The sequence below is a fragment of the Variovorax paradoxus B4 genome, assembly GCF_000463015.1.
Taxonomy (GTDB): Bacteria; Pseudomonadota; Gammaproteobacteria; order Burkholderiales; family Burkholderiaceae_C; genus Variovorax; species Variovorax paradoxus_E.
In genome coordinates, this window is sequence record NC_022247.1 from 5531724 (window position 1) to 5554465 (window position 22742).

Genomic DNA, 22742 nt, shown 5'->3' on the forward strand with positions numbered 1-22742 from the left:
GCGGCGGGGCAAGGCTATTTCGGCGGCTGGATCGCGAGCGGCGTGGCGTAGGGCTCGATGCGCAGCAGCTCGGTCCTGAAGACCACGATCTGCCTGAGCGGCGCCTGCACCAGCGCGCCGCTCGCGTCCTTGTGCGAGGCGTATTGCCACAGCGTGAGCTGACCCTTGGCCGCGAGCTGCGCGGCCAGCCGCTCCACGGCGGGGTTGGAACCCGGGCCCAGCTGCGCCGCATCGGCGCCCACGATCACCTCGTCGCGCGGCGAGACCACCTTGAAGAGTTGCACGGACGCAGCCGCCTGGGCGCGCACGGAGCGCACCGCCAGAGCGGCGGGAAGAAGCGCGAACCCAAGGAGGGTGCGGCGGGGAAGCGTGTTCGTCGTCATGGAGAAGGAGCGTAGCCACGCGCGCCCGCGCCGGCCATTCGCCGTAAGCCATACGCCGGCCGGCGGCCCCGCGCGCGGCAGGGGCACGCCCATCCGGTACGCTTGCCGCCCATCCCCATCGCAGTTGCCGCATTCACATGACCAACGCATCACCACTTTCGCCCTACACCGCCCGCTATCCCTCGCTGGCCGGCCGCACCGTCTTCGTCTCCGGCGGGGCCAGCGGCATCGGCGAGGCACTGGTGCGGGCCTTCCATGCGCAGGGCGCGAAGGTCGGCTTCTGCGACCTCGACACGGCCGCCGGCACCGCGCTCGCGGCGCAGCTGCAGGGCGACACGCCCGCACTGTTCATCGCATGCGACGTGACCGACACGGCGGCACTGGCGGCCACCATCGCCGCGGTACGCGCGCAGTTCGGCCCGATCGGCGTGCTGCTCAACAATGCCGCCAACGACCGGCGCCACGAGATGGCCAACGTCACGAGCGAGGACTTCGACCGCCTCGTGGCCGTCAACTTCAAGCACCAGTTCTTTGCCGCGCAGGCGGTGGCGGACGACATGCGCGCACTGGGCGGCGGCTCGATCATCAATTTCGGCTCGATCAGCTGGATGATCAAGGGCCGGGGCTACCCGGTCTACCAGGCCTGCAAGGCGGCCGCGCGCGGCCTCACGCGCTCGCTGGCGCGCGACCTGGGCAAGCAGAACATCCGCGTCAATTCGATCGTGCCGGGCTGGGTGATGACCGAGCGGCAGATCAAGCTGTGGGTCAAGCCCGAGTCGGCCGCAGAGATCGATGCGGCGCAATGCCTGCCGGGACGCGTGATGGCGGAGGACATTGCCGCGATGGCGCTGTTCCTGGCGGCCGACGATTCGAAGATGTGCACCGCGCAAGATTACGTGGTGGATGCGGGTTGGACATAAATAGGCTCGCCCCCAGTCTTCGCGCACTTCGTGTCGCTTCGCCCACCCCCTACCGGGGGCAACACCAGCGGCCCGGCAAAGCCGGTTCCGCGGTGTTTCTGGAAATGGCCTTTTCCGGCAGAAGCCGTCTTTAGCTAGTCGCGCAGTTCTGCCGGCACCTTGCCGCCGTTGGCGGCCAGCTTGGTCATGACCTGGCGATGCAGCCAGATGTTCATCTTGGCGCTGTCGCTGGTGTCGGCGCCGTAGCTCAGTTCGGCGGCGAGCTGCTTGCGCGCATCGAGGCTGCTGTCGAGGCCGAGGAGTTTCATCAGGTCGACGATGGACGTGCGCCAGTTCAGGCTGCTCGCGCCGGGCATGCCGTCGAGCAGGGCCTCGACGTCCACCACCGTGATGGCGGGCGGCGGTGCCGCGGCGGCGGGTGCGCCTGCGGGCGCCGCAGCTGCCGGAGCAGCAGGTGCGGGGGCGGCGTTTGCGGAAGGGAAAATCTTGGAAAGGATGCTGCCGAAAATGCTCATGCTTCTGCTCCGTCGAGGTTGATGGCTGAAAACCGCGGCAGCGCGCGTGCGTGCCGCAGCCGACGGTTGTAGCACGCGCATGCGGCGGCGCCGCTACACGGCCGGCTTCAGCGGTCCGCCGGGCGTGAACGAATCCACAGACTCGGAAACCGATCCGCCAGCCGCCAGCTGCGGCACGTGCGGCGCAGCGGATGTACCGCAGGCATGGCAGAACTTCGAGAACGCGCTCTTGCGCGTCTCGCACTGGCCGCAATGGTCGAACAGGCCGATGCCGCAGTGCGGGCAGAAGTCGATCTCGTCGTTCTTCAGGTCCACCGGGCGTTCGCAGCCGGGGCACACGCCCTTGCCGAGCCGCGCGAGCGCGACGTCGTAGCTGAGCTCCTCGCGCCGGACCTGGTCGGGCTGCTGCTCGGCGAGCTTCTGGCGCGCGAGGTAGGCGTTGAGCGCAACGATCGCATAGCGGCCCACGAGCACCGTGACCAGAATGCCCACCACGTAGCGCACATAGCCGCCGTAGCTCGGCAGGTAGGGCACCAGCTCGACGAAGAAGGCGAACAGCGCGAAGAAGATGAAGCCCCAGACGAAGGGCCAGTAGGTGCTCTTTCGCTTTTTCGCGAACAGCCAGCCGGCCACGATCAGAAGCGGCAGCGTGAGCGCAAGGCGGTAGGCGAACACGCGCAGCTCGACCCGGCGGTACTCGGCGTCGAGTTTTTCCCGAGCATCGCGCTCCAGCAGCGACAGCGCCTCGCGGGCGCGCTGCTCGGCCTGCCGCGCGTCGAGCACGATCTGCTGCTGCGCATTCACCTGGCGCTGGACCTCGTCTTCCTTCTGCTTGAAGGCATCGAGCGCCTTGGTGCGTGCGATCAGCTCCGTGTCCTGGTCGGGCTGCGCGGTGGCGCGCCGCGTGGCGATCCAGTTGCCGAAGGTCTCGCGGGCGTTGGCGCTCGCCTGCCGCGCGGCGCTCTGCTGCAGGCGGACCTGCTCCAGCTGCCGTGTCGCCTGCAGCTCGGTAGCCTCCGACGCCTTGATGGTGCTGCGCAGCGGCTCGGCCGCGGGGCGGTCGATGAAGTCATCGAGCTCGAGCGCCCGTTCGACCTGCGGCAGGTCGTCCACGATGGCGCCGCCGAGCCCGATCAGGAAGCTCGCGAACGCCAGCGCCACGAGCCAGAGGCCGCGGCGAAACCATTTTTCGGACAGACGCAATGACTTGCTCATTTCATTCTTTCGGTGAGAGAGGGATTTCTTATTGCAGCTTGAATGCCACCGGCGCCGCGCCGAGCCCCGCGCGCGGCATCCACGCGAACACCGAGTCGACCGTCACCGTCTCGATGCGGTCCGAGAACCGCTTGTCGTTCGGATGGTCGTCGAAGGCCACGCTGGCCGAGCCCACGCGGCCGCCCAGGCGAGTGAGCGGGCCGAGCCGCAATGTGGTCGGCTCGTAGCCCTTGAACTGCATCCACGCCTGCGCCTGCGCGCGGCTGCCGATGGTGGCGGGCTCCATCGCCGCGGCCAGCGTCTCGACCGCCCACTGGTTCGACTGCTGGTACTTCTGGCCCCAGGCGTAGCTCACGATGCTGTAGGGCGCGATGTTCAGCCGCACGATGCGCGCAGGCGGCTCGTGGAGCGCGGCCAGCAGCTGCGCCTGCACGGCAGGCGCAGGCACGACCCAGGCAGCCTCGTAGCGCCACAGGTCGTCGAGGAAGAACTCTCCGAGCCCCTGGCGGTAGACCGCGGCGACGGCGGTGCCGCACCGGTTGAGCTTGTGCACCACGCGCCATGGCCCCTCGTCGGTCTTGTAGGCGATGCCCAGGTGCGAATAGCGCAGGCCGTACTTGCCCAGGTCCTGCCCGGCGCGCGCCAGCAGCACGACGCGCGCGCCGCCGGCATCGAGCTGCTGCGAGGTGCGCTCCGCCAGCTGCATGCCCTTGACGATCAGTTCGGCGGTCGGCCTGGCCTGCTCGCAGGAGCGGCCGGCCAGCGCCTGCAGCGGCAGCGCCACCGCGAGCGCAAGCAGGAGCGCAGGGAAGACCGCGCGCTTCACGACAGCCTCTCGTTGTGCAGCAGCGCGCGGCCGATGGCATTGGGCACGAAGGCCAGCACCTCGCCCGCGGCCGACAGCACGACGCCGCTGCCGATCACGCTGACCAGGACGCCCGTGCCCACCGCCGCCGACACGCCGTTGGCGGCGCGTCCCATCACCTTGACGCTGGCACGCGCACCATCCGACGCGCGCGCCAGCAGGTAGACGGTGCCATCGGCCGAGGCCTCGACCGCCACCACCGTGAGCATCGAGCCACCCACCGAGAGCGCGGCAGGCAGCGCAACCACGGCCGTGGCAGAGGCGCCCACCGCCGAAGCGGCACCCACGACCGAGGCCACCGGCAGCAGCGAGAGTGCGGCCGAAGCCTCGCTCTGCGCCTGGGCATGAAGGGGCAGCGCGGCACCCGCGAACGCGGTGCAGGCGGCGATCAGAAGCGCAGCAACGGATTTTTCATGACGGTCTTTCGTGGGTTGATGATGAAGAAGAAGGCGGCGCTCATTCGGCCGAGCCGGCAGCCGCGGCTTCCTGGCGGGCGGCGCGGCAGCCTTGCAGCCGCGCTTCGATCAGGTCGGCCTCGTGGCGGTCGCGCAGGGTCTTGGCCAGCGTGAAGGCCGAGCTGATCAGGAACAGCCAGCTCACGCCCAGGAAGGCCTTGTAGGCGTCGTTGATCTCCATGCGGACCAGCCCCCAGCCGGTCAGGCCCATCGCGGTGAAGAAGCTGCCCCAGACCACCAGGCGCCACATCGGCACGTCGCGGCCCGCCGTGCCGCCGGCGCCCGCGTGCTGGCTGTCGCGCACGAACTTGGCCAGCATGAAGGCGGTGCTGAGGCAGAACACATAGCCCATCACCATGAACGCACGGTCCAGCGCCTCGCCCGGCAGCCAGCTCAGGCCGGTGGCGCACAGGAACACGGCGATCCCGAAGGAAGCCCAGGCCTGGAACTGCCAGGCCCGCGTATCGCGCTGGATCGAAACGGTGGTGGACGGGAAGGGTTGCATGAGTGCCTCGCGGCGTAGTGAAGGTGAGCGAATGATGGTTCGCTCCCGCACCGCGGGACTCGAATGCTTCGACCAGTTCCGGTTTGAGCCGCTGCGGGTATCTCGAAGAGATACTTTCCGGCACCTTGCGCGCCGGAAAAGCCGCGCCTTACGCGGCCAGCAATCCGCTCACGCGCTGCTGCAGCGCCTCCGGCCGCACCTCGACCGGCGGCACGGCATGGCCGACATGGAGCCCCACGCGGCTGAAGAAGCCGCGGCGAAAGGGCTTGGCCATGGCCACGTTCTCGCCGCCGCGCAGCTCGATGCGGCTGAAGTACGAGCCCCAGAGGTTGGTCAGCGCCATCGGGATCACCGGCGGCTCGATGCCTTCGGCGCGCGCGCTTTCGATGATCTTCATCACGCCGCCCTTGAAGGGCTGCAGCTGGCCGTCGCGCGTGATGGCACCCTCGGGGAAGATGGCCAGCAGGTCGCCTTCGCGCAGCACGCCCAGCGCCCTGGCAAAGGCCGCTTCGTAGGCCGCCGGGTCTTCCTTCTGCGGCGCGATGGGAATCGCCTTGGCCAGCCTGAACAGCCAGCCGAGCACCGGCACCTTGAAGATCCGGTGGTCCATGATGAAGCGGATCGGACGCGGGCTTGCGGCCATCAGCAATATCGCGTCGATGAAACTCACGTGGTTGCACACCAGCACCGCGGCGCCTTCGGTGGGAATGTGCTCGTCGCCCTTGATCTCGAAGCGGTAGACGAAGTGCGACAGCATCCACGCGATGAAGCGCAGCAGGTATTCCGGCACCAGCATGAAGATGTAGAACGCCACCACGGCGTTGGCAATGCCGGTGAACAGGAAGATCTGCGGAATCGTGAAGCCGGCGCCGAGCAATGCACCCGCGATGACCGAGCTGCCGATCATGAACAGCGCATTGAGGATGTTGTTGGCCGCGATGATGCGCGCGCGGTGCGTGGGCTGGCTGCGCAGCTGGATCAGCGCGTACATCGGCACGCTGTAAAGCCCCGCGAAGAGCGACAGCAGCGCCAGGTCGGCCATCACGCGCCAGTGCGCGGCCTGGCCCACGAAGGCGCCCAGCCCCATGACCGCCACCGGCGGCAGCGCACGCGACGCAAAGTACAGGTCGATGGCGAACACGCTCATGCCGATGGCGCCCAGCGGCACCAGGCCGATCTCCACCTGCCGGCGGCTCAGCGTCTCGCACAGCAGCGAGCCCACCCCGATGCCCACCGAGAACACCACCAGCAGCAGCGAGGCCACCTGCTCGTCGCCGTGCAGCACTTCCTTCGCGAAGCTGGGGAACTGGCTCAGGAACACCGCGCCGAAGAACCACATCCACGAGATGCCCAGGAGCGAGCGGAACACCACGATGTTGCCGTGCGCGAGCTGGAGGTTGCGCCAGGTCTCGCTGAACGGGTTCCAGTTGATCACCAGCCCCGGGTCGGTGGCAGGCGCCCGCGGAATGGCCTGGGCCACGCCGCGCCCGACCAGTGCCAGCAGCACGCAGGCCACCGCCACCGTGGCGTGGCCGACCTGCGGCAGCGCCACCAGCAGCCCGCCCGCGACCTGCCCGAGCAGGATGGCGACGAAGGTGCCCATCTCGACCATGCCGTTGCCGCCCGTGAGCTCGCGCGCGTCGAGCACCTGCGGCAGGTAGGCGAACTTGACCGGGCCGAACAGCGTGGAATGCAGGCCCATGAGGAACACGCAGCCCAGCAGCACCACCGCATCGGCCGTGACGAAACCCCAGGCCGCGAGCAGCATGATCGCGATCTCGAGGTTCTTGACGAAGCGGATCATCTTCGTCTTGTCGAACTTGTCGGTGAGCTGCCCCGCCGTGGCGGAGAACAGCAGGAACGGCAGGATGAACAGCGCGCCGATGGCCAGGCCCGCCATGGCCGGCGGCATCCAGCTCAGCTGGAGCTGGTAGGTCACCATGACGGTGAAGGCGAACTTGAAGAGGTTGTCGTTCGCCGCGCCCGCGAACTGGGTCCAGAAGAAGGGCGCGAAGCGCCGCTGCTTGAGAAGGGCGAACTGGTTGGCGTGGGCGTTCGCTTCGTGGGGCGCGGTGGCGGCAGTGGCAGCAGCGGCGGGGGTTGTCATTCGGAACATCTCCTCTTGTTATCTACACACACTGTCCCCGCTTCTTCGTGGAACACCGCGGAACCGGCTCTGCCGGGCCGCAGGTGTTGCCCCCGGTAGGGGGTTGGCGCAGCGACACGAAGTGCGCGAAGACGGGGGGCGAGCCTATGTCATCCTCATGCCGTCATTGCGGCTGCGTCGGGATTGTGCCGCAGCAGGGTCGCGCGCCAGTTCATGTCGAGCTTGCGCAGCGCCGCCAGCACCGGCAGGCCCGCCAGCGATGCGGTCAGGTGCTTGAGGGTGTGTCCGGACACCACCTGCTGCGTCGCCTCGTAGATCGCGTGGTCCGCCAGCTCGAAGGCCTTGGCCAATGCATAGAAGCAGATCACCCAGCCCAGCTTGAGCCCGACCGCGCCGCGCATCGGCGCGGCCAGCGCGAGCGTGAGCACCAGCGCCATGCCGCCGAACTGCACGATGGCCCAGGGCAGCACGTTGCCGCTTTCCTGGAACACCTCCGCCGAGAGCAATCCGGCCATCAGCACGAACCAGGCGGCCGGCCAGCCGGCGCGCTGGCTCACGCGCTCGCAGACCGCAATGCCGATCAGCCCCGCGAAGGCCACCGCCATGCCGGCGCGGTCGGCCGCGAGCCGGGCGCCGTCGGGCATCAGGTGGAAGAAGGCCGATCCCGCGGCGGTGGCGACCAGCCCCGCGAAGAAGAGCCAGGCGCAGTCGAGCGTGTTGTCCGGCGGATCGTTGGCCGGCGGCGCCAGCGGGAACTGGGCCAGTGCTTCCTGGTGGGCCCGGTCGATCCGGTTGAGCCGGTACAGGCCCCAGAAACCGATCAGCACGAAGGGCAGGTTGCTCAGGACGTCCATGGCGTTGGGCAGGCCGTGCCAGCTTCGGTCGTCGGCGAACACCGAGGCAATGGCCACGTCGGCCGCCGGCAGCGCCGGGCCGAACAGGGCCACCAGCGCGAGCAGCGCGAAGGTGAAGAGCAATCCGCGCTCGCGGCGGCTGAGGGTGGGCAAAGGCATGGCGGTCCTCGGTGGTGGGTGGGTACGAGCCGCGGAATTTAGTTGCCAGTCTCTCTACAGGCATCGAGAATCGATACGAGGCACTAATTCACACCTTTCGGTATCCTTTTTTAATACCTCCTTCCTCACAACCACGCCGCCATGAGTACCACCGTCGACCTCGTCCAAGCCCTCAAGAACGAACTCAAGAGCGCCCGCATGACCTACGCCGACCTGGCGCGCTCGCTCGACATGGCCGAATCCAGCGTGAAGCGCATGCTGGCCAAGAGCGACATGCCGCTGTCGCGCGTCGACGCGATCTGCCGTGCGCTCAAGATCGACTTCGCCGAGCTGGCGCGCCGCGTCGCCGACGCCCAGCCGCTCCTGAAGGAGCTCACGCAGGAGCAGGAAAAGGCGGTGGTCAAGGACAAGAAGCTGCTGCTGGTGGCCATCAGCGTGCTGAGCCAGTGGACGCTGGAACAGATCGTGGCGGCCTACCGGATCAGCGAGGCCGAGTGCATCGGCTGCCTGGCACAGCTGGACCGCATCGGCATCATCGAGCTGCGCCCGCTGAACCGCTACCGGCTGAAGCTGGCCAAGACCTTCCGCTGGCGGCCGCATGGCCCGGTGATGGAGTTCTTCCGCGAGAACGTGGTGCTCGACTACTACGCGGGCGGCTTCGACGGCCCGGCCGAGGGGCTGCTGCTGGTGCACGGGCAGATCAGCCGCTCGCTCGCGCCCGCGTTCCTCGAACGCCTGCAGCGCGTGGCGCAGGACTTTGCGCAGCAGCACCAGACCGACCAGAAGCTGGCCGCCAAGGACCGCGAGGGCTACACGCTGCTGCTGGGCATGCGCAACTGGGAATTCGAGGCCTTCACCAGGCTGCGCCGCGCCTGACCCACAGGGTTCTCAGGGCTTCGCGGCTTCCAGCGCGTCGCGCGTGGTGCGTGCGGCGTTCTTCGCCGCGGCGGCAAAGTCGTCGCCCGAGGAGGCGTAGATGATGGCGCGGGACGAGTTCACGATGATCGGCGCATCGGGGCGCCAGCCGGCGCGCACCGTGGCCACGGCATCGCCGCCCTGGGCCCCGACGCCGGGGATCAGCAGCGGCACCGTCGGCGCGAGTTCGCGCACGCGCTCGATCTCCGCCGGGTAGGTCGCACCCACCACGAGGCCGAGCTGCCCGTTGAGGTTCCACGGGCCCTGCGCCAGCTTGGCAACGTGCTCGTAAAGGAAGGGCTGGCCCTCGATGTCCGCCAGGCGCTGGCCCTGCAGGTCGGCGCCGCCGGGGTTGCTGGTGCGGCAGAGCAGGAAGGCGCCCTTGCCCTGGTGCTTGAGGTAGGGCGCCACCGAGTCGAAGCCCATGAAGGGCGACAGGGTCACGGCATCGGCGCCGTAGCGCTCGAAGGCCTCGATGGCGTACTGCTCGGCCGTGGAGCCGATGTCGCCGCGCTTGGCGTCCAGGATCACGGGCACATCGGGCGCGTTGCGGCGCATGTGCTCCATCAGTTGTTCGAGCTGGGCCTCGGCGCGATGGGCCGCGAAATAGGCGATCTGCGGCTTGAAGGCGATGACCAGGTCGGCCGTCGCGTCGACGATGCGCGCGCAGAAGTCATAGATGCGGCTTGCGTCGCCCTTGAGCTGCCCCGGAAACTTGGCTGGCTCCGGATCGAGCCCCACGCAGAGCAACGAACCGTTTTTTTGCTGTGCGGTGGCCAGCTTGTCGAGGAAAGTCATGGGGTCGATTTTAAGGACCCGCCCGCCGCGCCTCAGTTCGGCGGTGTTTGCTGTTCAGCGGCCAGGCAGAGATCGGCCCAGGCACGGGCCTTGTCGGCCGGGTTTCGCAGCAGGTAGGCCGGATGGTAGGTGGCCACCACCGGCACCCCGTTGGCCGAGGGCAGCGGCACCGCGCGGCCGCGCAGCTTGCCGAGCGGATCGGTGCTTTGCATCAGGCTTTGGGCGGCCAGCGGCCCCATGGCGAGCACCAGGCTCGGCGCCAGCGCGGCGGCATGTTCCCCGAAAGCCTCGTCCATGGGACGCGGGCTGCCGGGCTGGCCGGCGCCCACGCCGCGGTGCGTGCGCATCAGGTGCACCGGCGTCTTGCCGTCGTGCAGCTTGAGGGCGCGCAGCATGTTGTCGAGCAGCTTGCCGGCATCGCCCGCAAAGGGCTCGCCGTGGCGGCCGTCGGCTTCGGGCGGCATGTCGGCCACCACCAGCCAGCCGCCTTGGGCCGGTTCGGCTGCGGCCTCGGCGTAGAGGCGGCGCGGCGCGTCGACCAGCACGGCGGCGCCCTGCGCGAGCAGCGCGGGCGCGGGGCGCGCCGCCGGGGCCGGTGCTGCGGCAGGCCTTGCGGCCGGGGCGGGCGCAGCGGCCGGCGCTTCGGCCACGGATTGCTCGCGGGCGGACGGCGGCGGCGCGGCGACCGCAGCCGCTGCCGCGGCAACGGGTGCGGCTTCGGCGGTTTCGGGCATCGGCCACCAGACCTTCACGCCCATCTCGTCGAGCATCGCGCGCCGGCGGGCGTCGAGCTTCAGTGTCTGTACCGCGTTCATCGCAAGGCTCCCCAGGCAGAGCCTGATTCATTCAATCGCAGGCTCATGACGACCGCGTCTTCACGCTTGCCTTCATGGGCCGGGTAGTAGCCCTTGCGCACGCCGACGCTGCGGAAACCCTGGCGCATGTAGATGTCGAGCGCACGCCGGTTGCTCTCGCGCACCTCGAGCCAGAGCCACTGCGCCCCTTGCGCGCGCGACCATCCGGTCAGCGCCTCGAGCATCAGCGGCGCCCAGCCCTGGCGCTGGAAGGCCGGCGCCACGGTGATGTTGAGCAGGTGCACCTCGTCCACGCCCTTCATGGCGACGAAATAGCCGATCAGCGTTTCCCCGAGGCTGGTCACCGGCGTGGCCAGGTCCGGCACGCAGACTGGCGCGAGCAAACACTGGCAGTGGTAGCCGACCGCCATCGAATCGATGAAGTTGGCCCGCGTCCACGGATGGCTGTAGGCCGTCTGCTCGACCGCGCAGACGGCATCGAGCCGCTCGACGGTGAGCGGTTCGAGGCGGGCTTCGACGGGCTGAAGGACGGCGCTCATGGTGTGTTGGCAACAGGTGGAACCGCCAGGGCGGCCGCCTTGATGGCAGCGCGCTCATCGGTCGTTTGCGCCACTTTATCGCGAACATAGAGCGGCCAGGCATGCGCCGCATCCACCGTGCGCCCCGCGGCCAGCAGCGCCGGCGCCAGCCGGAGCATGGCGGTGGCCGTCGGCAGCACTTCGTGGCGCGCCGCGGCCGGCGCCAGGCGAGGTCCATAGGCGGCAAAGGCGTTGCCGGCCAGCGACCATCCGGCGGGCACTTCGAGGGCTTCGGGCGCGAGCAGCAGCGGCTCGTCGGCCAGGCCGCCGCCCAGCGCACCGCCCCCATCGAAGTCATAGCGCGCGGCATAGAGCTGGTCCATGCGCGCGTCGAGCACCGCCACCACCTGGCGCGCGCCGAAGGCGTGGCGTGCTTCCTCGGCCACGGCCAGCAGCGTGTCGACCGGCAGCAGCGGCACGCCGGCGCCGAAAGCCAGGCCCTGCGCCACCGAGCAGGCGGTGCGCAGGCCCGTGAAGGAGCCCGGCCCGCGGCCGAAGGCGATGGCGTCGAGCGCGGCCAGCTCGAGCCCGGCCTCGGCCAGCAGCTGCAGGATGAGCGGGATCAGCGTGCTCGACGCCTGCGCGCCGCCGGCCCCGCTGTGCGTGAACAGGCGCTCGCCGTGGCGCACCGCCACCGACAGGTGCTCGGTACTGGTGTCGAAAGCCAGGAGCCTAGGCATCGCGGCACCCCGCGGCGGTGGCCGGCACCGCGGGCCGCGGAGCGGCGCGGCCACCGGCTGTTGCTTTCTGCACGCCGAACAGGATGCCGGCGGTCACCAGCAGCAGGCCGGCAATCAGGTTCCAATGGAGCGGCTCGTCGAGCCAGATCACCGCGCCGAAGGCCGAGAGGCCGGGCACGAGCGCGGTGATCATGGTGCTGCGCACCGGCCCGAAGTACTGGATCATCTTCGTGAAGGTGATGCCCGAGACGACGACCGAGCCGACGCCCTGGAACAGCATCTGGAACGCCACCTCGCCCCAGGGCGCGGAGCCGATGCGGCTCACGACCGCGCCGCCCGCCACCAGCAGGCTGTAGACGGGCACGTAGGCCAGCAGCGCGAACACGGTGATGGCGATGGTCGCGCGCACGGCGTCCAGCCCGTGGCGGCGCGCCACCACGCTGTAGCAGGCCCAGCAGAAGGCCGCGGCCATGAAGAGCAGGTCGCCCTTCCAGACCTCGCCGCCGTCGAAGGCATGCAGCAGGCTGCGCCCGCCGACCACCAGATCGCCGGCCACGATCAGCGCGAGGCCGAAGGCGCGGCCCGGCGTGATGCGGTCGCGCAGCACCAGGGCGGCCAGCAGCGTGGTCCACAGCGGCAGGCTGCCGGGCATCAGCACCGAGGCATGGCCCGCGGGCGCGAAGAAGAAGCCGCTGTAGGCCAGCAGGGCGTAGGCCACGCCGCCGAAGATGCCGGCGCTGGCCGTGACGCGCAGCGACAGCGGCGACAGGCCGAACAGCGACGACGCGGTGCCGTCCTTTTGCCGCAGCCCCTTCATGACCATCCAGGCGCCCCAGGGCACCAGCACCAGGCTGGCACCGCCAATGCGCGCCAGCGCCAGGTCGAACGGGGTGAGCGAGCGTGCGGCCGAAGCCCGGGCGATCACGATGAAGGCGGTCCAGACCAGCACGGTGACCACGGCCGCGCCGATGCCGAGCGTGCGGGGCGAGAAACGGGGCATGGCGGGCATCCCCCGATTATCCAGGGCACTCCGCGGCCGCGCCGGCCAGGGGCGAATGGCCGGCAATGCGGGCGATCAGCCGCCGTCGCTGCGCAGGATGGCAAGCCCGGCCTTGCGCAGCGGCGCCAATGCGGCGGCCGGCGCTTCCGGCGACACCAGCAGGCTGGTGGCGGCCGAGACAGGGTTGATGACCCAGGCCGAAGCCGCACCGATCTTTTCCGACGAGGCCAGCACCACCGTCTCGGCCGCGGCCGCCATGAGCGCGCGCTTGATCGCGGCCTCCTCGACGTCCCCGGTGGTCAGCCCGGCCTCGGCGTGCACGCCGGTCACGCCCAGGAAGCAGGTGTCGGCGTGGATGCGCGAAATGGCGTCCATGGCCGCGGCGCCCACCGCCACCATCGAATGCCGGAAGAGGCGCCCGCCGATCAGCACCACCTCGATGCCGGCGTGGCCCGCCAGCTCGACCGCCACCGACGGGCTGTGTGTGACCACGGTGGCGCGCAGGCTGGCCGGCAGGTGCCGCGCCATCTGGACGGCCGTGGTGCCGCCATCGATGAAGACCACCTGTCCGGGCCGTACCAGCCGTGCCGCGGCGCGGCCGATGGCCACCTTCTCCGCGGTCGCAAGCTGCAGGCGGCCCGCGAAGTCGGCTTCGGCCCTGGCGATCGGCAGCGCGCCGCCGTGCACGCGCTGCAGCAGCCCCTCGGCGGCCAGCTCGCGCAGATCGCGCCGGATGGTGTCTTCCGACAGCGCCAGCTCCTCGCTGAGCGACTTGGCGACGACGTTGCCGTCGCGCTGCAGGACCGAAAGGATGTGTTGCTTGCGCTGGCGGGTGAGCATCTGGCGATGGTAGCGGCCAGGACCAAGGATTGCACGAATTTTCTTGTTTATGCACGAATTTGCGCCTAAGCTGCGTCCCATGACCCTCCACGACCGCGTCCGGGTGCACGAAGTCACCCTGCTTTCCGACAACTGGTACACGCTCAAGACCACCGCCTTCGACTGGCGGCGCAACGACGGCCAGTGGCAGCGCATGCACCGCGAGACCTACGACCGCGGCAACGGCGCCACGCTGCTGCCCTGCAACCTGGCGCAGCGCACGGTGCTGCTGACGCGGCAGTTCCGCTATCCGGCCTTCGTCAACGGGCATGACGACCTGCTGATCGAGGCGGCGGCCGGCCTGCTGGACAACGCGGCGCCCGAGGAGCGCATCCGCGCCGAGGTGGAAGAAGAACTGGGCTTGCGGCTGGGCGCGGTGCAGAAGGTCCTCGAAGCCTTCATGAGCCCGGGTTCGGTGACCGAGAAGCTGCACTTCTTCGTGGCCGAATACGAGCCGTCGATGCGCATCGGCGACGGCGGCGGCCTGGCCGAGGAGGGCGAAGACATCGAGGTGCTCGAACTCGGCATCGACGAGGCGCTGGCCATGGTGGCGGACGGGCGCATCGCCGACGCCAAGACGGTGATGCTGCTGTATCACGCGCAACTGCATGTTTTTCCGCCGAGATAATCGGCACGATGCGTCTTCTTCGTCTCTCCTTCCTTCGCACCGCCTGCGCGCTGTCCTTCACCGCACTGGCCGTTCCGGGCGCCCTTGCACAGCAGGCCTTTCCAGGCGAAGTGGAGACTGCCCTCGCGCGCGCCAAGGTGCCGCGCGACGCGGTGACGATGCTGGTGGCCGACGCCGACGGCGTGCGCCCGCCGCGCCTGGCCTGGCGCACGCAGGTGCCGGTGAACCCGGCGTCGATCATGAAGCTGGTCACCACCTACGCCGCGCTCGACCTGCTCGGGCCGGCCTACAGCTGGAACACGCCGGTCTATGTCGACGGCACCGTGAGCAACGGCGTGCTCAACGGCAACCTCTACATCAAGGGCCAGGGCGATCCCAAGCTGGTGCTGGAACGGGCCTGGCTGCTGCTGCGGCGCGTGCAGGGCCTGGGCATCACCACCGTGAGCGGCGACATCGTGCTGGACCGCAGCGCCTTCGACGGCGCGATCGAGAACGACCCCGCCGCCTTCGACGGCGAGCCGCTGCGGCCCTACAACGCCTCGCCCGAGGCGCTGCTGGTCAACTTCAAGTCGGTCAACATGGTCTTCACGCCAGAGCGCGGCGGCCAGCTGGCGCGCGTGAGCTACGAGCCGCCGCTCGCCAGCGTGTCGATGCAGCCCACGGTGGCGCTCGCGCCCGGCGAATGCGGCGACTGGCGCGCGGCGATCAGGCCCGACTTCAGCGACCCGAACCGGATCCGGTTCATGGGCGGCCTGCCGGCTGCCTGCGGCGAGAAGAGCTGGGCCGTGGCTTATGCCGACCCGCGCACCTACGGCCTGCGCGCCATTGGCGGCATGTGGGCCGAGATGGGCGGCCGGGTCGGCGGCCAGATGCGCGACGGCCGGGTGCCGGCCGGGCTCAAGCCGGTGTTCGAGTTCGGCTCGCCGCCGCTTTCGGAGGTGGTGCGCGACATCAACAAGTACAGCAACAACGTGATGGCGCAGCAGCTGTTCCTCACCCTCGGGCTCACGCAGAAGAACCGCGGCAGCTTCGAGGCCTCGCGCAGCGCGCTGGGCCAGTGGTGGCGCGACCGCATCGGCACCGGCGAGGCGCCGCCGGTGTTCGACAACGGCTCGGGCCTGTCGCGCGACGAGCGCATCAGTGCGGCGGCGCTCGGCCGGATGCTGCAGGTGGCCTGGCGTTCGCCGCTGATGCCGGAGCTGGTGTCGTCGCTGCCCGCCATGGGGGTGGACGGCACGCTCAGGAAGCGCGCGCTGCGCTCGGGCGGCGCGGCCCACCTGAAGACCGGCTCGCTGCGCGATGCGGCCGGCGTGGCCGGCTATGTGCACGGTGCGAGCGGCCGCCGCTACGTGCTGGTGGCGATTGCCAACGGCGAGAACGCCGGGGCTGCGCGCGCCGCGTTCGACGCACTGGTCGACTGGGCGGCGCAGGACAACTGACGGCCATCGGCCGCTGCGGGGCGGCCATGTACTGAAAACTTCTCTAGGTATACACGCCGCTTGCGCGTGGCCATGGCGCTGCACAGAATCGGGCGCCCGTTCGATTCGACAACATCAGGAGCCATGCCTTGAAAAAGCCGCAACGACAACTCTCCACTCCGCTGCACAAGATTGCGGCACTCGGCGGCGTCACGCTGCTGCTGGCGGCCTGCGGCGGTGGAGGGGGGGGCGGCGGCATCGGCATCGGCTTTCCACCGCCGGCCGGCGACACTGGCCGCGGCTCGGTCGTCACGGACCCGCCCGAGCAGACCGCGAAGCTGTCGGCCGACCAGTTCAGGACCACCCTTCAGGCAACCGACCAGGGCAAGGCCTTGCTGCAGGTGGCCGGCTCGCCCAAGTGCGGGGTCGAAGTGCGCTATCTCGAGTACCGCACCATCGGCGGCAAGAACGAAGCCACCAACGCGACCGCCGCGGTCATGCTGCCCTCCGGCGCCGACGTGGCCTGCAACGGGCCGCGGCCGGTGGTGCTGTATGCGCACGGCACCAACGTCGCGCGCAACTACAACCTTGCCAGATGGACCGACTCCACGCAGCCGGCCGCCGGCGAAGGCCTCACGATCGCCGCCATGTTCGCGGCGCAGGGCTACATCGTGGTGGCGCCCAACTACGCGGGCTACGACAAGTCGACGCTGGCCTACCACCCGTACCTCAACGGCGACCAGCAGGGCAAGGACATGGTCGACGCGCTCACCGCGGCGCGCAAGACCTTCGCGGGCATCAACGCCTCGGACGCGGGCTCGCTGCTGATCACCGGCTATTCGCAGGGCGGCTACGTGGCGATGGCGGCGCACCGCGAGATGCAGGCCACGGGCAGGGCGGTGACGGCGTCGGCGCCGCTCTCGGCGCCTTCGGCCATCGGCCTGCTGGCGGACTACACCTTCATGGGCTGGCCGGCGCTCGGCAGCACGCTCTTCGTGCCGCTGCTCTCGGCCAGCTGGCAGCAGCAGTTCGGCGATGTCTACGGCAGCACCAGCGACATCTACGAATCGCAGTACGCCACCGGCATCGACACCCTGCTGCCCAGCCTGACGCCCATCGCCACGCTGTATGCCAACGGCAAGCTGCCGCAGCTCGCGCTGTTTCCCGCCGGTGCAACGCCGGGCCCGGTGAGCCCGGAGCTGTCGATCTTCTACGGCGCGAACAACCTCGTCCGCCAGAGCTACCTGACGCAGGCGGCCGGCGACATCCAGGCGAATCCCTGCCCGGGCAATGCGCTGCCCGCCACGGCCGCCTCGCTGAGCACAACCTCGCCGCTGGACTGCAGGCCGGCCGTGGGCTTTCGCAAGGCGGCGCGCGCCAACGATCTGCGCAACTGGCTGCCGACCCGGCCGGTGCTCATGTGCGGCGGCGCCAACGATCCGACCGTGAATTTCCTGAGCACCCGCGCCACCGCCGGCTACTTCCGCGCCCGGGGCATGCCCGCTGCGGCGCTGACGGTGGTCGACCTCGAGGACTCGGGCACCACCGACGCGTACTCCGCCGCGCGCGCCGGCTTCGCGCAGGCCAAGAGCACCCTCGCGCAGAACACCCCCGGCAGCGACGCCGACAAGGCGCAGGCCGTCACCCTGGCCTACCACGGCACCCTGGCGCCCCCGTTCTGCCTGGCCTCCGCCCGAGGATTCTTCCAGGGCGTGCTGGCCGCCGGCGGCTAGCAGCCAGCGAGGGCCTCGAAGGACCTATTCCAGGAATGCCGTGGAACCGGCTACGCCGGGCCACTGGCACTGTCCCCTGCAAGGGGGTGGGCGAAGCGACACGAAGTGGGCGAAGCCTGGGGGTTAGCCCATTGAAGCGCGATGAAGGCGGTCGCGCACGCCTTCCCATTCGGGCGTGTCGGGCGGCGTCTCGACCCAGATCAGCTTGACGCCCTGCGCATCGAACTCGCGCAGCACCGCGAACAGCTGGTGCGCGCTCGCCACCGCGTCGTCCGGCATGCGCCGCTGCAGCACGCGCTGGGAATGGCTGCGCACCTCGGCGCGCGTCCACACCGCAATGTGGGCCGCACCCGGGCCGAGCACGTCGAGGCCGGCCTGGATGGCCTTGGCATCCATCAGCCGCAGCTTGGCGTTCGGCGCGTAGTGCGCTTCCAGCGTGCCGGAGGCGCGCGGATCGGGCGTTTCGAGCACCTCGCGGTCGCTCAGGCGCTCGCCCGCGGCGGCCTCGATCTGCGCGCGCGTGATCAGGCCCGGACGCAGCAGCACGGGCGCGCCGCGGCTGCAGTCGACGATGGTCGACTCGATGCCCACCTCGCAGGCGCCGCCGTCGATCACCGGCAGCGCATCGCCGAACTCGTCGTGCACGTGCTGCGCGGTGGTGGGACTGACGCGGCCGAAACGGTTGGCGCTCGGGCCCGCGAGCCCCGGCACGCCCTGCTCGGCGCAGGCCTCGAGCAGGGCCTGCGCGACCGGATGCGAGGGGCAGCGCAGACCGATGGTGTCCTGCCCGCCGGCGGCCGCGGCCGCCACGCCGGGCTGGCGCGTGACGATCAGCGTCAGCGGACCGGGCCAGAAGGCCTGCACCAGCTTCTGCGCAAAGGGCGGCAACGGCTGCGCGAAGCGCGACAGCGCCTCGGTGCCCTTGATGCCGGCCGCGACGTGGACGATCAGCGGATGGTCGGCCGGCCGGCCCTTGGCCTTGAAGATGCCGCCTACCGCCATGTCGCTGGTGGCATCGGCGCCCAGTCCATAGACGGTCTCGGTCGGGAACGCGACCAGCCCGCCCGCGCGCAGCACGCGCACGGCCTCGGCAATGGCTTCGGGGGATTGGCCGTCGAGGATCATGCGAGATCGGCCGCCGACAGCGCCGGCAGGCCGAGCACAGTTGCGGCCTGGGAGGCCGTGGTGCGCACGCTTTCCAGCGTGGCGCCGGTGAGGGTCAGGTGGCCCATCTTGCGGCCGCGGCGCGGTTCGATCTTGCCGTAGAGGTGCAGATGCACGCCGGGCAGCGCGAGCACTTCGCTCCAGCGCGGCGCCACCGGCTTGTCGCCGCCCGCGGTGAACCACAGGTCGCCCAGCAGATTCAGCATGATCGCCGGGCTGTGCTGGCGCGGCGCGGCCAGCGGCAGGCCCGCGAGGGTGCGCACCTGCAGCTCGAACTGCGACACGTCGCAGGCTTCCATGGTGTAGTGGCCGCTGTTGTGCGGCCGGGGCGCCATCTCGTTCACCACCAGCGAGCCGTCGGCCAGCGCGAAGAACTCCACGCACAGCACGCCCACGTAGTCCAGCCCGGTGGCGATGCTCTTGGCCGAGTTGATGGCCGCCTGCGCCACGGTCTTGGGCATGTTCTGCGGATGCACCTCGGTCACGGCCAGGATGCCGTCCCGGTGCAGGTTGCGCTGGGGCGGAAAGTGCACCAGCTGCCCGTCGCGGCCGCGCGCGACGATCACCGAGCATTCGAATTCGAGCGGCAGCAGCTTTTCGAGCACGCAAGGCACGCAGCCCGCGGCCTGCCACGCGTCGACCAGTTCGGCGCGCGTGGACACGCGCTGCTGGCCCTTGCCGTCGTAGCCGAGGCGCGCGGTCTTGAGGATCCCGGGCAGCAGCACGTCGGGGGCGGCGGCCAGCTGCGCCGCGGTCTCGATGACCGCGTACGGCGCGCAGGCCACGCCGCAGCGCGTGAAATGGGCCTTTTCGGCGATGCGGTCCTGCGCGATGGCGATGGCGCCCGCATCGGGGGCCACGGGCCGGGCCACCGACAGATTCTCCAGCGAGGGCGCCGGCACGTTCTCGAACTCGGTCGTGACCGCATCGGCCAGGCCCGCAAGCCGCGCCAGGCCGTCGACGTCGGCGTAGTCGGTGTGGATGTGGTGGTGGCTCACGCGGCCGGCCGGGCTGTCGGCGTCGGGGTCGAGCACGGCCGTGAAATAGCCCATGCGCTGGGCGGCGTGGACGAACATGCGGCCCAGCTGGCCGCCGCCGAGCACGCCGAGCGTGGCGCCGGGAAGAATGGGAAGGCCGTTGTTGCCGTTCACAGCGCCCCCCCGCCCTGCGGCGAAAAGGGCGACACGGAGCCGGCATCCGCCACCGGCGGCGGCAGCGTCATGGCCTCGGCCGCGGCGGTTTGCGCGGCACGGAAGGCATCGAGCCGGGTGCGCAGCGCCGGGTCGTTCACCGCCAGCATGGCCACCGCGAACAGCGCCGCATTGGCCGCCCCCGCGTTGCCGATGGCAAAGGTGGCCACCGGCACGCCCTTGGGCATCTGCACGATGCTGTAGAGCGAATCGACACCCTGCAGGTGGCGGCTGGCCACCGGCACGCCGAGCACCGGCACCGTGGTCTTGGCGGCCAGCATGCCCGGCAGATGGGCCGCGCCCCCCGCCCCCGCGATGATCGCGGCGAGCCCGCGCCCGGCGGCGCTTTCGGCATACGCGAAGAGCGCATCGGGCATCCGGTGGGCCGAGACCACCTTCGCTTCGTGCTGGATCCCGAATTGCTGGAGAATCTCGACCGCGTTGCGCATCGTCTCCCAATCGGAGTTCGAGCCCATCACTACACCGACCTGAATGGTTTCGTTCATGGTTCCAATTTTACGTTTCACCCCCAGTTGTTCCCGATGATCGACATCACTCTCGAAAATTTTCAGGCTGAACTGATCGAAGGCTCGGTCGCCACGCCGGTGCTGCTCGACATCTGGGCCGAATGGTGCGGGCCGTGCAAGCAGCTCGGCCCGGTGCTCGAAAAGCTCGAAACCGAGTACGCCGGGCGCTTCACGCTGGCCAAGCTCGACGCCGACAAGGTGCCGCAGATTTCGTCGCAGCTGTCCGAGATGTTCGGCGTGCGCAGCATCCCGTTCTGCGTGATGTTCAAGGACGGCCAGCCGGTCGACGGCTTCGTCGGCGCCATTCCGGCCGACAAGATCCGCGAATTCCTCGACAAGCACGTGCCCGCCGCCGAGCAGGTCGAAGCCGCCTCCCAGGAGGCCGCGGCCCAGGAAGCACTGGCCGAAGGCGACACCGAGGGCGCGCTCGAGCGGCTGCAGCATGCGGTGGCCACCGACCCGGCCAACGACGACGCGCGCTTCGACTGCGTCAAGCTGCTGCTGCAGATGGGCCGCATCGACGACGCCAAGGTGGCGTTCGCGCCGGTGATCGCCAGGACCACGCTGGTGCGCCGCTTCGATTCGCTGCAGCGCTGGATGGATGCCATCGATTTTGCGGCGCCGGCCTCGGGCCCCGAGCCCACCCTGGCCGATTTCGACGCCCGCATTGCCGCCGGCAAGCGCGACTTCGACGCCCGCTTCGGCCGCGCGCAGCTGCTGATGGATGCGCAGCGGTGGACCGATGCCATGGACGAGCTGCTCGAGATCCTGATGCGCGACAAGAGCTGGAACGAAGAACTCGCGCGCAAGACCTACATCGCGGTCCTCGACCTGATCGAGCCGCCCAAGGTGAAGGTGGCGGACGGGCAGATTCCGCCGGACGATCCGGTGGTGGCCACCTATCGCCGCCGCCTCAGCAGCGTGGTGCTGAGCTGAACTGAGCCTGGCGGCAAATTGCGGGGGAGCGGACACCTCTTGGCGGGCCGGGGCGGCGTCGCATACGATGGCAACGATTCAACTTGTTGCAATTGAGAAGGACAAACCGGCCATGCGTCTCCCCGCCCGCCACCGCGCCCGCATCGCGCTCCCCGTTTTCGCGACCGCACTGCTGGCGGCCGCCCTGGCCGGCTGCGGCAGCGGCATCAGCCTCGACGAGCCGATCGAAGGGCCGGTCTGGCGCCTGGTGCAGTTGGGCGACGAGCCCGTGCCGCCCGGCGGCGAAGCGCAGATCCAGTTCGACCGCAACAGCGGGCGCGTCAGCGGAACGGGCGGCTGCAACCGCGTGTCGGGGTCGTTCACGCGCAGCGGCATCACGCTGCGCATCGGCCAGCTGGCCTCGACCCGCATGGCCTGTGCGGACCCGGTGCGCGGTGCCAACGAAGCGCAATTCATCTCGGCGCTGCAGACCACCGCGACCTATCGCCTGGCCGGGCCGGGACGGCTCGCGCTGCTCGATGCAGGCGGACGCACCGTGGCAACGCTGAACTCGGCGAGCCGCTGAGGCGGCGCGCCCTTTTCCTCAGCCGGTGAGCCGCTCCAGCGCTTCGCGGTACTTGGCCGCGGTCTTCTCGATCACCTCGGCCGGCAGGCGCGGCGCCGGCGGGGTCTTGTCCCAGGGCTTGCCGTTGATCCTGGTGGCTTCGAGCCAGTCGCGCACGAACTGCTTGTCGTAGCTCGGCGGATTGGTGCCGGCGGCCAGCGCGGCCTGGTAGCCCTCGACCGGCCAGTAGCGCGAGCTGTCGGGCGTGAGCACCTCGTCCATCAGCACCAGCGTGCCGGCCTCGTCCAGGCCGAACTCGAACTTGGTGTCGGCAATGATCATTCCCTTGCCCAGCGCGATCTGCGCGGCGGCTTCGTAGATCTCGAGGCTGGTCTCGCGGATCTGCTGCGCCAGCTTGGGGCCGACGATTTCGACCACGCGGTCGTAGCTGATGTTCTCGTCGTGCTCGCCGGCCGCGGCCTTGGCGGCGGGCGTGAAGATCGGGCGCGGCAGCTTGCTGGCGTTGGTGAGCCCCTCGGGCAGCGGCACGCCGCAGACCGAGCGGCTTTCCTGGTATTCCTTCCAGCCGCTGCCGGCCAGGTAGCCGCGCACCACCGCCTCGACCGGGATCGGCCTCAGGCGCTTGACCAGCATCGAGCGGCCGGTGACCTGCGGCACCTCTTCAGGCGTGACCACGCTCTCGGGCGCTTCGCCCGTCAGGTGGTTGGGGCACAGCTGGCCGAGCCGGTCGAACCACCACAGCGCCATTTGCGTGAGGATCTCGCCCTTGCCCGGAATCGGCTCGCCCATGATCACGTCGAAGGCGCTGAGCCGGTCGCTCGCGACCATCAGGATGCGGTCTTCGCCGACGGCGTAGTTGTCGCGCACCTTGCCGCGCGCAAGCAGGGGCAGGCTCTGGATGGAGGAGGTGTGGACGGTGGTCATGGGGCAGTGCTGTG

Annotated in this window: 25 protein-coding genes; 7 read left to right on the forward strand and 18 right to left on the reverse strand. The window is 69.9% G+C overall.

Annotation, left to right across the window (positions count from 1 at the left end; translation table 11 throughout):
• Positions 1 to 14: 14 nt before the first annotated feature.
• Positions 15 to 383, reverse strand: a complete 369-nt coding sequence (locus VAPA_RS25860; protein WP_230558934.1) for a hypothetical protein — start codon at positions 381 to 383, stop codon at positions 15 to 17.
• A 137-nt stretch (positions 384 to 520) separates the two neighbouring features.
• Between VAPA_RS25860 and VAPA_RS25865 the strand changes: the two genes are divergently transcribed.
• The gene (locus VAPA_RS25865; RefSeq protein WP_021012942.1) at positions 521 to 1303 is read left to right on the forward strand and encodes an SDR family NAD(P)-dependent oxidoreductase; all 783 of its coding nucleotides are present in this window, start codon (positions 521 to 523) and stop codon (positions 1301 to 1303) included.
• A gap of 134 nt (positions 1304 to 1437) precedes the next feature.
• On the opposite strand, the gene VAPA_RS25870 is transcribed toward VAPA_RS25865, so the two are convergent.
• The 7 genes from VAPA_RS25870 to VAPA_RS25900 form a co-directional block, all read right to left on the reverse strand.
• Complete coding sequence (locus tag VAPA_RS25870; RefSeq protein ID WP_021012943.1) at positions 1438 to 1818, reverse strand: DUF3597 domain-containing protein; 381 nt, start codon at positions 1816 to 1818, stop codon at positions 1438 to 1440.
• A gap of 93 nt (positions 1819 to 1911) precedes the next feature.
• Positions 1912 to 3033 carry a zinc ribbon domain-containing protein gene (locus VAPA_RS25875; protein WP_021012944.1) on the reverse strand — a complete coding sequence of 374 codons (1122 nt, stop codon included), beginning with the start codon at positions 3031 to 3033 and terminating at the stop codon, positions 1912 to 1914.
• 28 nt (positions 3034 to 3061) lie between these two features.
• Entirely contained in the window at positions 3062 to 3859 is a 798-nt protein-coding gene (locus tag VAPA_RS25880; RefSeq protein ID WP_021012945.1) for a DUF2145 domain-containing protein, read from the reverse strand.
• The gene (locus VAPA_RS25885; protein WP_041946252.1) at positions 3856 to 4290 is read right to left on the reverse strand and encodes a hypothetical protein; all 435 of its coding nucleotides are present in this window, start codon (positions 4288 to 4290) and stop codon (positions 3856 to 3858) included. Before VAPA_RS25885 ends, VAPA_RS25880 begins: the two co-directional genes overlap by 4 nt.
• Positions 4291 to 4354: 64 nt before the next feature.
• A complete protein-coding gene (locus VAPA_RS25890; RefSeq protein WP_021012947.1) occupies positions 4355 to 4858 on the reverse strand; it encodes a YiaA/YiaB family inner membrane protein in 504 nt (167 codons plus the stop codon).
• Between the two features lie 148 nt (positions 4859 to 5006).
• Entirely contained in the window at positions 5007 to 6965 is a 1959-nt protein-coding gene (locus VAPA_RS25895; protein WP_021012948.1) for an MFS transporter, read from the reverse strand.
• 155 nt (positions 6966 to 7120) lie between these two features.
• Positions 7121 to 7978, reverse strand: coding sequence for a hypothetical protein (locus tag VAPA_RS25900; protein WP_021012949.1), 858 nt, complete (start codon positions 7976 to 7978; stop codon positions 7121 to 7123).
• A gap of 141 nt (positions 7979 to 8119) precedes the next feature.
• On the opposite strand from VAPA_RS25900, the gene VAPA_RS25905 reads away from it, so the two are divergent.
• On the forward strand, positions 8120 to 8854 hold the full coding sequence (locus VAPA_RS25905) for a helix-turn-helix domain-containing protein (protein WP_021012950.1): 735 nt from the start codon (positions 8120 to 8122) through the stop codon (positions 8852 to 8854).
• Between the two features lie 12 nt (positions 8855 to 8866).
• Here VAPA_RS25905 and pyrF read toward each other — a convergent pair whose 3' ends face one another.
• The 6 genes from pyrF to VAPA_RS25935 form a co-directional block, all read right to left on the reverse strand.
• Positions 8867 to 9691, reverse strand: coding sequence for an orotidine-5'-phosphate decarboxylase (gene pyrF, locus VAPA_RS25910; RefSeq protein WP_021012951.1), 825 nt, complete (start codon positions 9689 to 9691; stop codon positions 8867 to 8869).
• Between the two features lie 32 nt (positions 9692 to 9723).
• Complete coding sequence (locus tag VAPA_RS25915) at positions 9724 to 10506, reverse strand: uracil-DNA glycosylase family protein (protein ID WP_021012952.1); 783 nt, start codon at positions 10504 to 10506, stop codon at positions 9724 to 9726.
• Positions 10503 to 11045 (reverse strand): ribosomal protein S18-alanine N-acetyltransferase, encoded by a 543-nt coding sequence (gene rimI / locus VAPA_RS25920; protein ID WP_021012953.1) that lies wholly within the window; start codon positions 11043 to 11045, stop codon positions 10503 to 10505. The genes VAPA_RS25915 and rimI overlap by 4 nt, the downstream gene beginning before the upstream one ends.
• Positions 11042 to 11764, reverse strand: a complete 723-nt coding sequence (tsaB, locus tag VAPA_RS25925) for a tRNA (adenosine(37)-N6)-threonylcarbamoyltransferase complex dimerization subunit type 1 TsaB (RefSeq protein ID WP_021012954.1) — start codon at positions 11762 to 11764, stop codon at positions 11042 to 11044. The genes rimI and tsaB overlap by 4 nt, the downstream gene beginning before the upstream one ends.
• Positions 11757 to 12773: a DMT family transporter gene (locus VAPA_RS25930; RefSeq protein WP_041946253.1), complete on the reverse strand. Its 1017-nt coding sequence runs from the start codon at positions 12771 to 12773 to the stop codon at positions 11757 to 11759. Before VAPA_RS25930 ends, tsaB begins: the two co-directional genes overlap by 8 nt.
• Positions 12774 to 12839: 66 nt before the next feature.
• A complete protein-coding gene (locus VAPA_RS25935) occupies positions 12840 to 13604 on the reverse strand; it encodes a DeoR/GlpR family DNA-binding transcription regulator (protein ID WP_021012956.1) in 765 nt (254 codons plus the stop codon).
• A 79-nt stretch (positions 13605 to 13683) separates the two neighbouring features.
• On the opposite strand from VAPA_RS25935, the gene VAPA_RS25940 reads away from it, so the two are divergent.
• The 3 genes from VAPA_RS25940 (at position 13684) to VAPA_RS25950 (ending at position 17422) form a co-directional block, all read left to right on the forward strand.
• Positions 13684 to 14271 carry an NUDIX hydrolase gene (locus tag VAPA_RS25940; protein WP_021012957.1) on the forward strand — a complete coding sequence of 196 codons (588 nt, stop codon included), beginning with the start codon at positions 13684 to 13686 and terminating at the stop codon, positions 14269 to 14271.
• Positions 14272 to 14279: 8 nt separating this feature from the next.
• Positions 14280 to 15710, forward strand: coding sequence for a D-alanyl-D-alanine carboxypeptidase/D-alanyl-D-alanine endopeptidase (gene dacB / locus VAPA_RS25945; RefSeq protein WP_021012958.1), 1431 nt, complete (start codon positions 14280 to 14282; stop codon positions 15708 to 15710).
• Positions 15711 to 15838: 128 nt separating this feature from the next.
• A complete protein-coding gene (locus VAPA_RS25950; protein ID WP_021012959.1) occupies positions 15839 to 17422 on the forward strand; it encodes an alpha/beta hydrolase family protein in 1584 nt (527 codons plus the stop codon).
• A 123-nt stretch (positions 17423 to 17545) separates the two neighbouring features.
• Here VAPA_RS25950 and VAPA_RS25955 read toward each other — a convergent pair whose 3' ends face one another.
• Genes VAPA_RS25955 through purE form a run of 3 tightly spaced genes read right to left on the reverse strand, consistent with a single transcriptional unit; the run spans position 17546 to position 20282 of the window.
• The gene (locus VAPA_RS25955; protein ID WP_041946254.1) at positions 17546 to 18547 is read right to left on the reverse strand and encodes an L-threonylcarbamoyladenylate synthase; all 1002 of its coding nucleotides are present in this window, start codon (positions 18545 to 18547) and stop codon (positions 17546 to 17548) included.
• A complete protein-coding gene (locus VAPA_RS25960) occupies positions 18544 to 19737 on the reverse strand; it encodes a 5-(carboxyamino)imidazole ribonucleotide synthase (RefSeq protein ID WP_021012961.1) in 1194 nt (397 codons plus the stop codon). The genes VAPA_RS25955 and VAPA_RS25960 overlap by 4 nt, the downstream gene beginning before the upstream one ends.
• Positions 19734 to 20282: a 5-(carboxyamino)imidazole ribonucleotide mutase gene (purE, locus tag VAPA_RS25965; protein ID WP_021012962.1), complete on the reverse strand. Its 549-nt coding sequence runs from the start codon at positions 20280 to 20282 to the stop codon at positions 19734 to 19736. Before purE ends, VAPA_RS25960 begins: the two co-directional genes overlap by 4 nt.
• A 36-nt stretch (positions 20283 to 20318) precedes the next feature.
• Between purE and VAPA_RS25970 the strand changes: the two genes are divergently transcribed.
• A complete protein-coding gene (locus tag VAPA_RS25970; RefSeq protein WP_021012963.1) occupies positions 20319 to 21239 on the forward strand; it encodes a tetratricopeptide repeat protein in 921 nt (306 codons plus the stop codon).
• A 112-nt stretch (positions 21240 to 21351) separates the two neighbouring features.
• Positions 21352 to 21804 (forward strand): META domain-containing protein, encoded by a 453-nt coding sequence (locus VAPA_RS25975; protein ID WP_021012964.1) that lies wholly within the window; start codon positions 21352 to 21354, stop codon positions 21802 to 21804.
• A gap of 18 nt (positions 21805 to 21822) precedes the next feature.
• Here VAPA_RS25975 and VAPA_RS25980 read toward each other — a convergent pair whose 3' ends face one another.
• Positions 21823 to 22728: a phosphoribosylaminoimidazolesuccinocarboxamide synthase gene (locus VAPA_RS25980; protein WP_021012965.1), complete on the reverse strand. Its 906-nt coding sequence runs from the start codon at positions 22726 to 22728 to the stop codon at positions 21823 to 21825.
• Positions 22729 to 22742: the final 14 nt, after the last annotated feature.

Coding starts and splice junctions, on each gene's coding strand:
- VAPA_RS25860 (WP_230558934.1), bottom strand. CDS start 383: ATGACGACGAACACGCTTCCCCGCCGCACCCTCCTTGGGTTCGCGCTT.
- VAPA_RS25865 (WP_021012942.1), top strand. CDS start 521: ATGACCAACGCATCACCACTTTCGCCCTACACCGCCCGCTATCCCTCG.
- VAPA_RS25870 (WP_021012943.1), bottom strand. CDS start 1,818: ATGAGCATTTTCGGCAGCATCCTTTCCAAGATTTTCCCTTCCGCAAAC.
- VAPA_RS25875 (WP_021012944.1), bottom strand. CDS start 3,033: ATGAGCAAGTCATTGCGTCTGTCCGAAAAATGGTTTCGCCGCGGCCTC.
- VAPA_RS25890 (WP_021012947.1), bottom strand. CDS start 4,858: ATGCAACCCTTCCCGTCCACCACCGTTTCGATCCAGCGCGATACGCGG.
- VAPA_RS25895 (WP_021012948.1), bottom strand. CDS start 6,965: ATGACAACCCCCGCCGCTGCTGCCACTGCCGCCACCGCGCCCCACGAA.
- VAPA_RS25900 (WP_021012949.1), bottom strand. CDS start 7,978: ATGCCTTTGCCCACCCTCAGCCGCCGCGAGCGCGGATTGCTCTTCACC.
- VAPA_RS25905 (WP_021012950.1), top strand. CDS start 8,120: ATGAGTACCACCGTCGACCTCGTCCAAGCCCTCAAGAACGAACTCAAG.
- pyrF (WP_021012951.1), bottom strand. CDS start 9,691: ATGACTTTCCTCGACAAGCTGGCCACCGCACAGCAAAAAAACGGTTCG.
- VAPA_RS25915 (WP_021012952.1), bottom strand. CDS start 10,506: ATGAACGCGGTACAGACACTGAAGCTCGACGCCCGCCGGCGCGCGATG.
- rimI (WP_021012953.1), bottom strand. CDS start 11,045: ATGAGCGCCGTCCTTCAGCCCGTCGAAGCCCGCCTCGAACCGCTCACC.
- tsaB (WP_021012954.1), bottom strand. CDS start 11,764: ATGCCTAGGCTCCTGGCTTTCGACACCAGTACCGAGCACCTGTCGGTG.
- VAPA_RS25930 (WP_041946253.1), bottom strand. CDS start 12,773: ATGCCCGCCATGCCCCGTTTCTCGCCCCGCACGCTCGGCATCGGCGCG.
- VAPA_RS25935 (WP_021012956.1), bottom strand. CDS start 13,604: ATGCTCACCCGCCAGCGCAAGCAACACATCCTTTCGGTCCTGCAGCGC.
- VAPA_RS25940 (WP_021012957.1), top strand. CDS start 13,684: ATGACCCTCCACGACCGCGTCCGGGTGCACGAAGTCACCCTGCTTTCC.
- dacB (WP_021012958.1), top strand. CDS start 14,280: ATGCGTCTTCTTCGTCTCTCCTTCCTTCGCACCGCCTGCGCGCTGTCC.
- VAPA_RS25955 (WP_041946254.1), bottom strand. CDS start 18,547: ATGATCCTCGACGGCCAATCCCCCGAAGCCATTGCCGAGGCCGTGCGC.
- purE (WP_021012962.1), bottom strand. CDS start 20,282: ATGAACGAAACCATTCAGGTCGGTGTAGTGATGGGCTCGAACTCCGAT.
- VAPA_RS25970 (WP_021012963.1), top strand. CDS start 20,319: ATGATCGACATCACTCTCGAAAATTTTCAGGCTGAACTGATCGAAGGC.
- VAPA_RS25975 (WP_021012964.1), top strand. CDS start 21,352: ATGCGTCTCCCCGCCCGCCACCGCGCCCGCATCGCGCTCCCCGTTTTC.
- VAPA_RS25980 (WP_021012965.1), bottom strand. CDS start 22,728: ATGACCACCGTCCACACCTCCTCCATCCAGAGCCTGCCCCTGCTTGCG.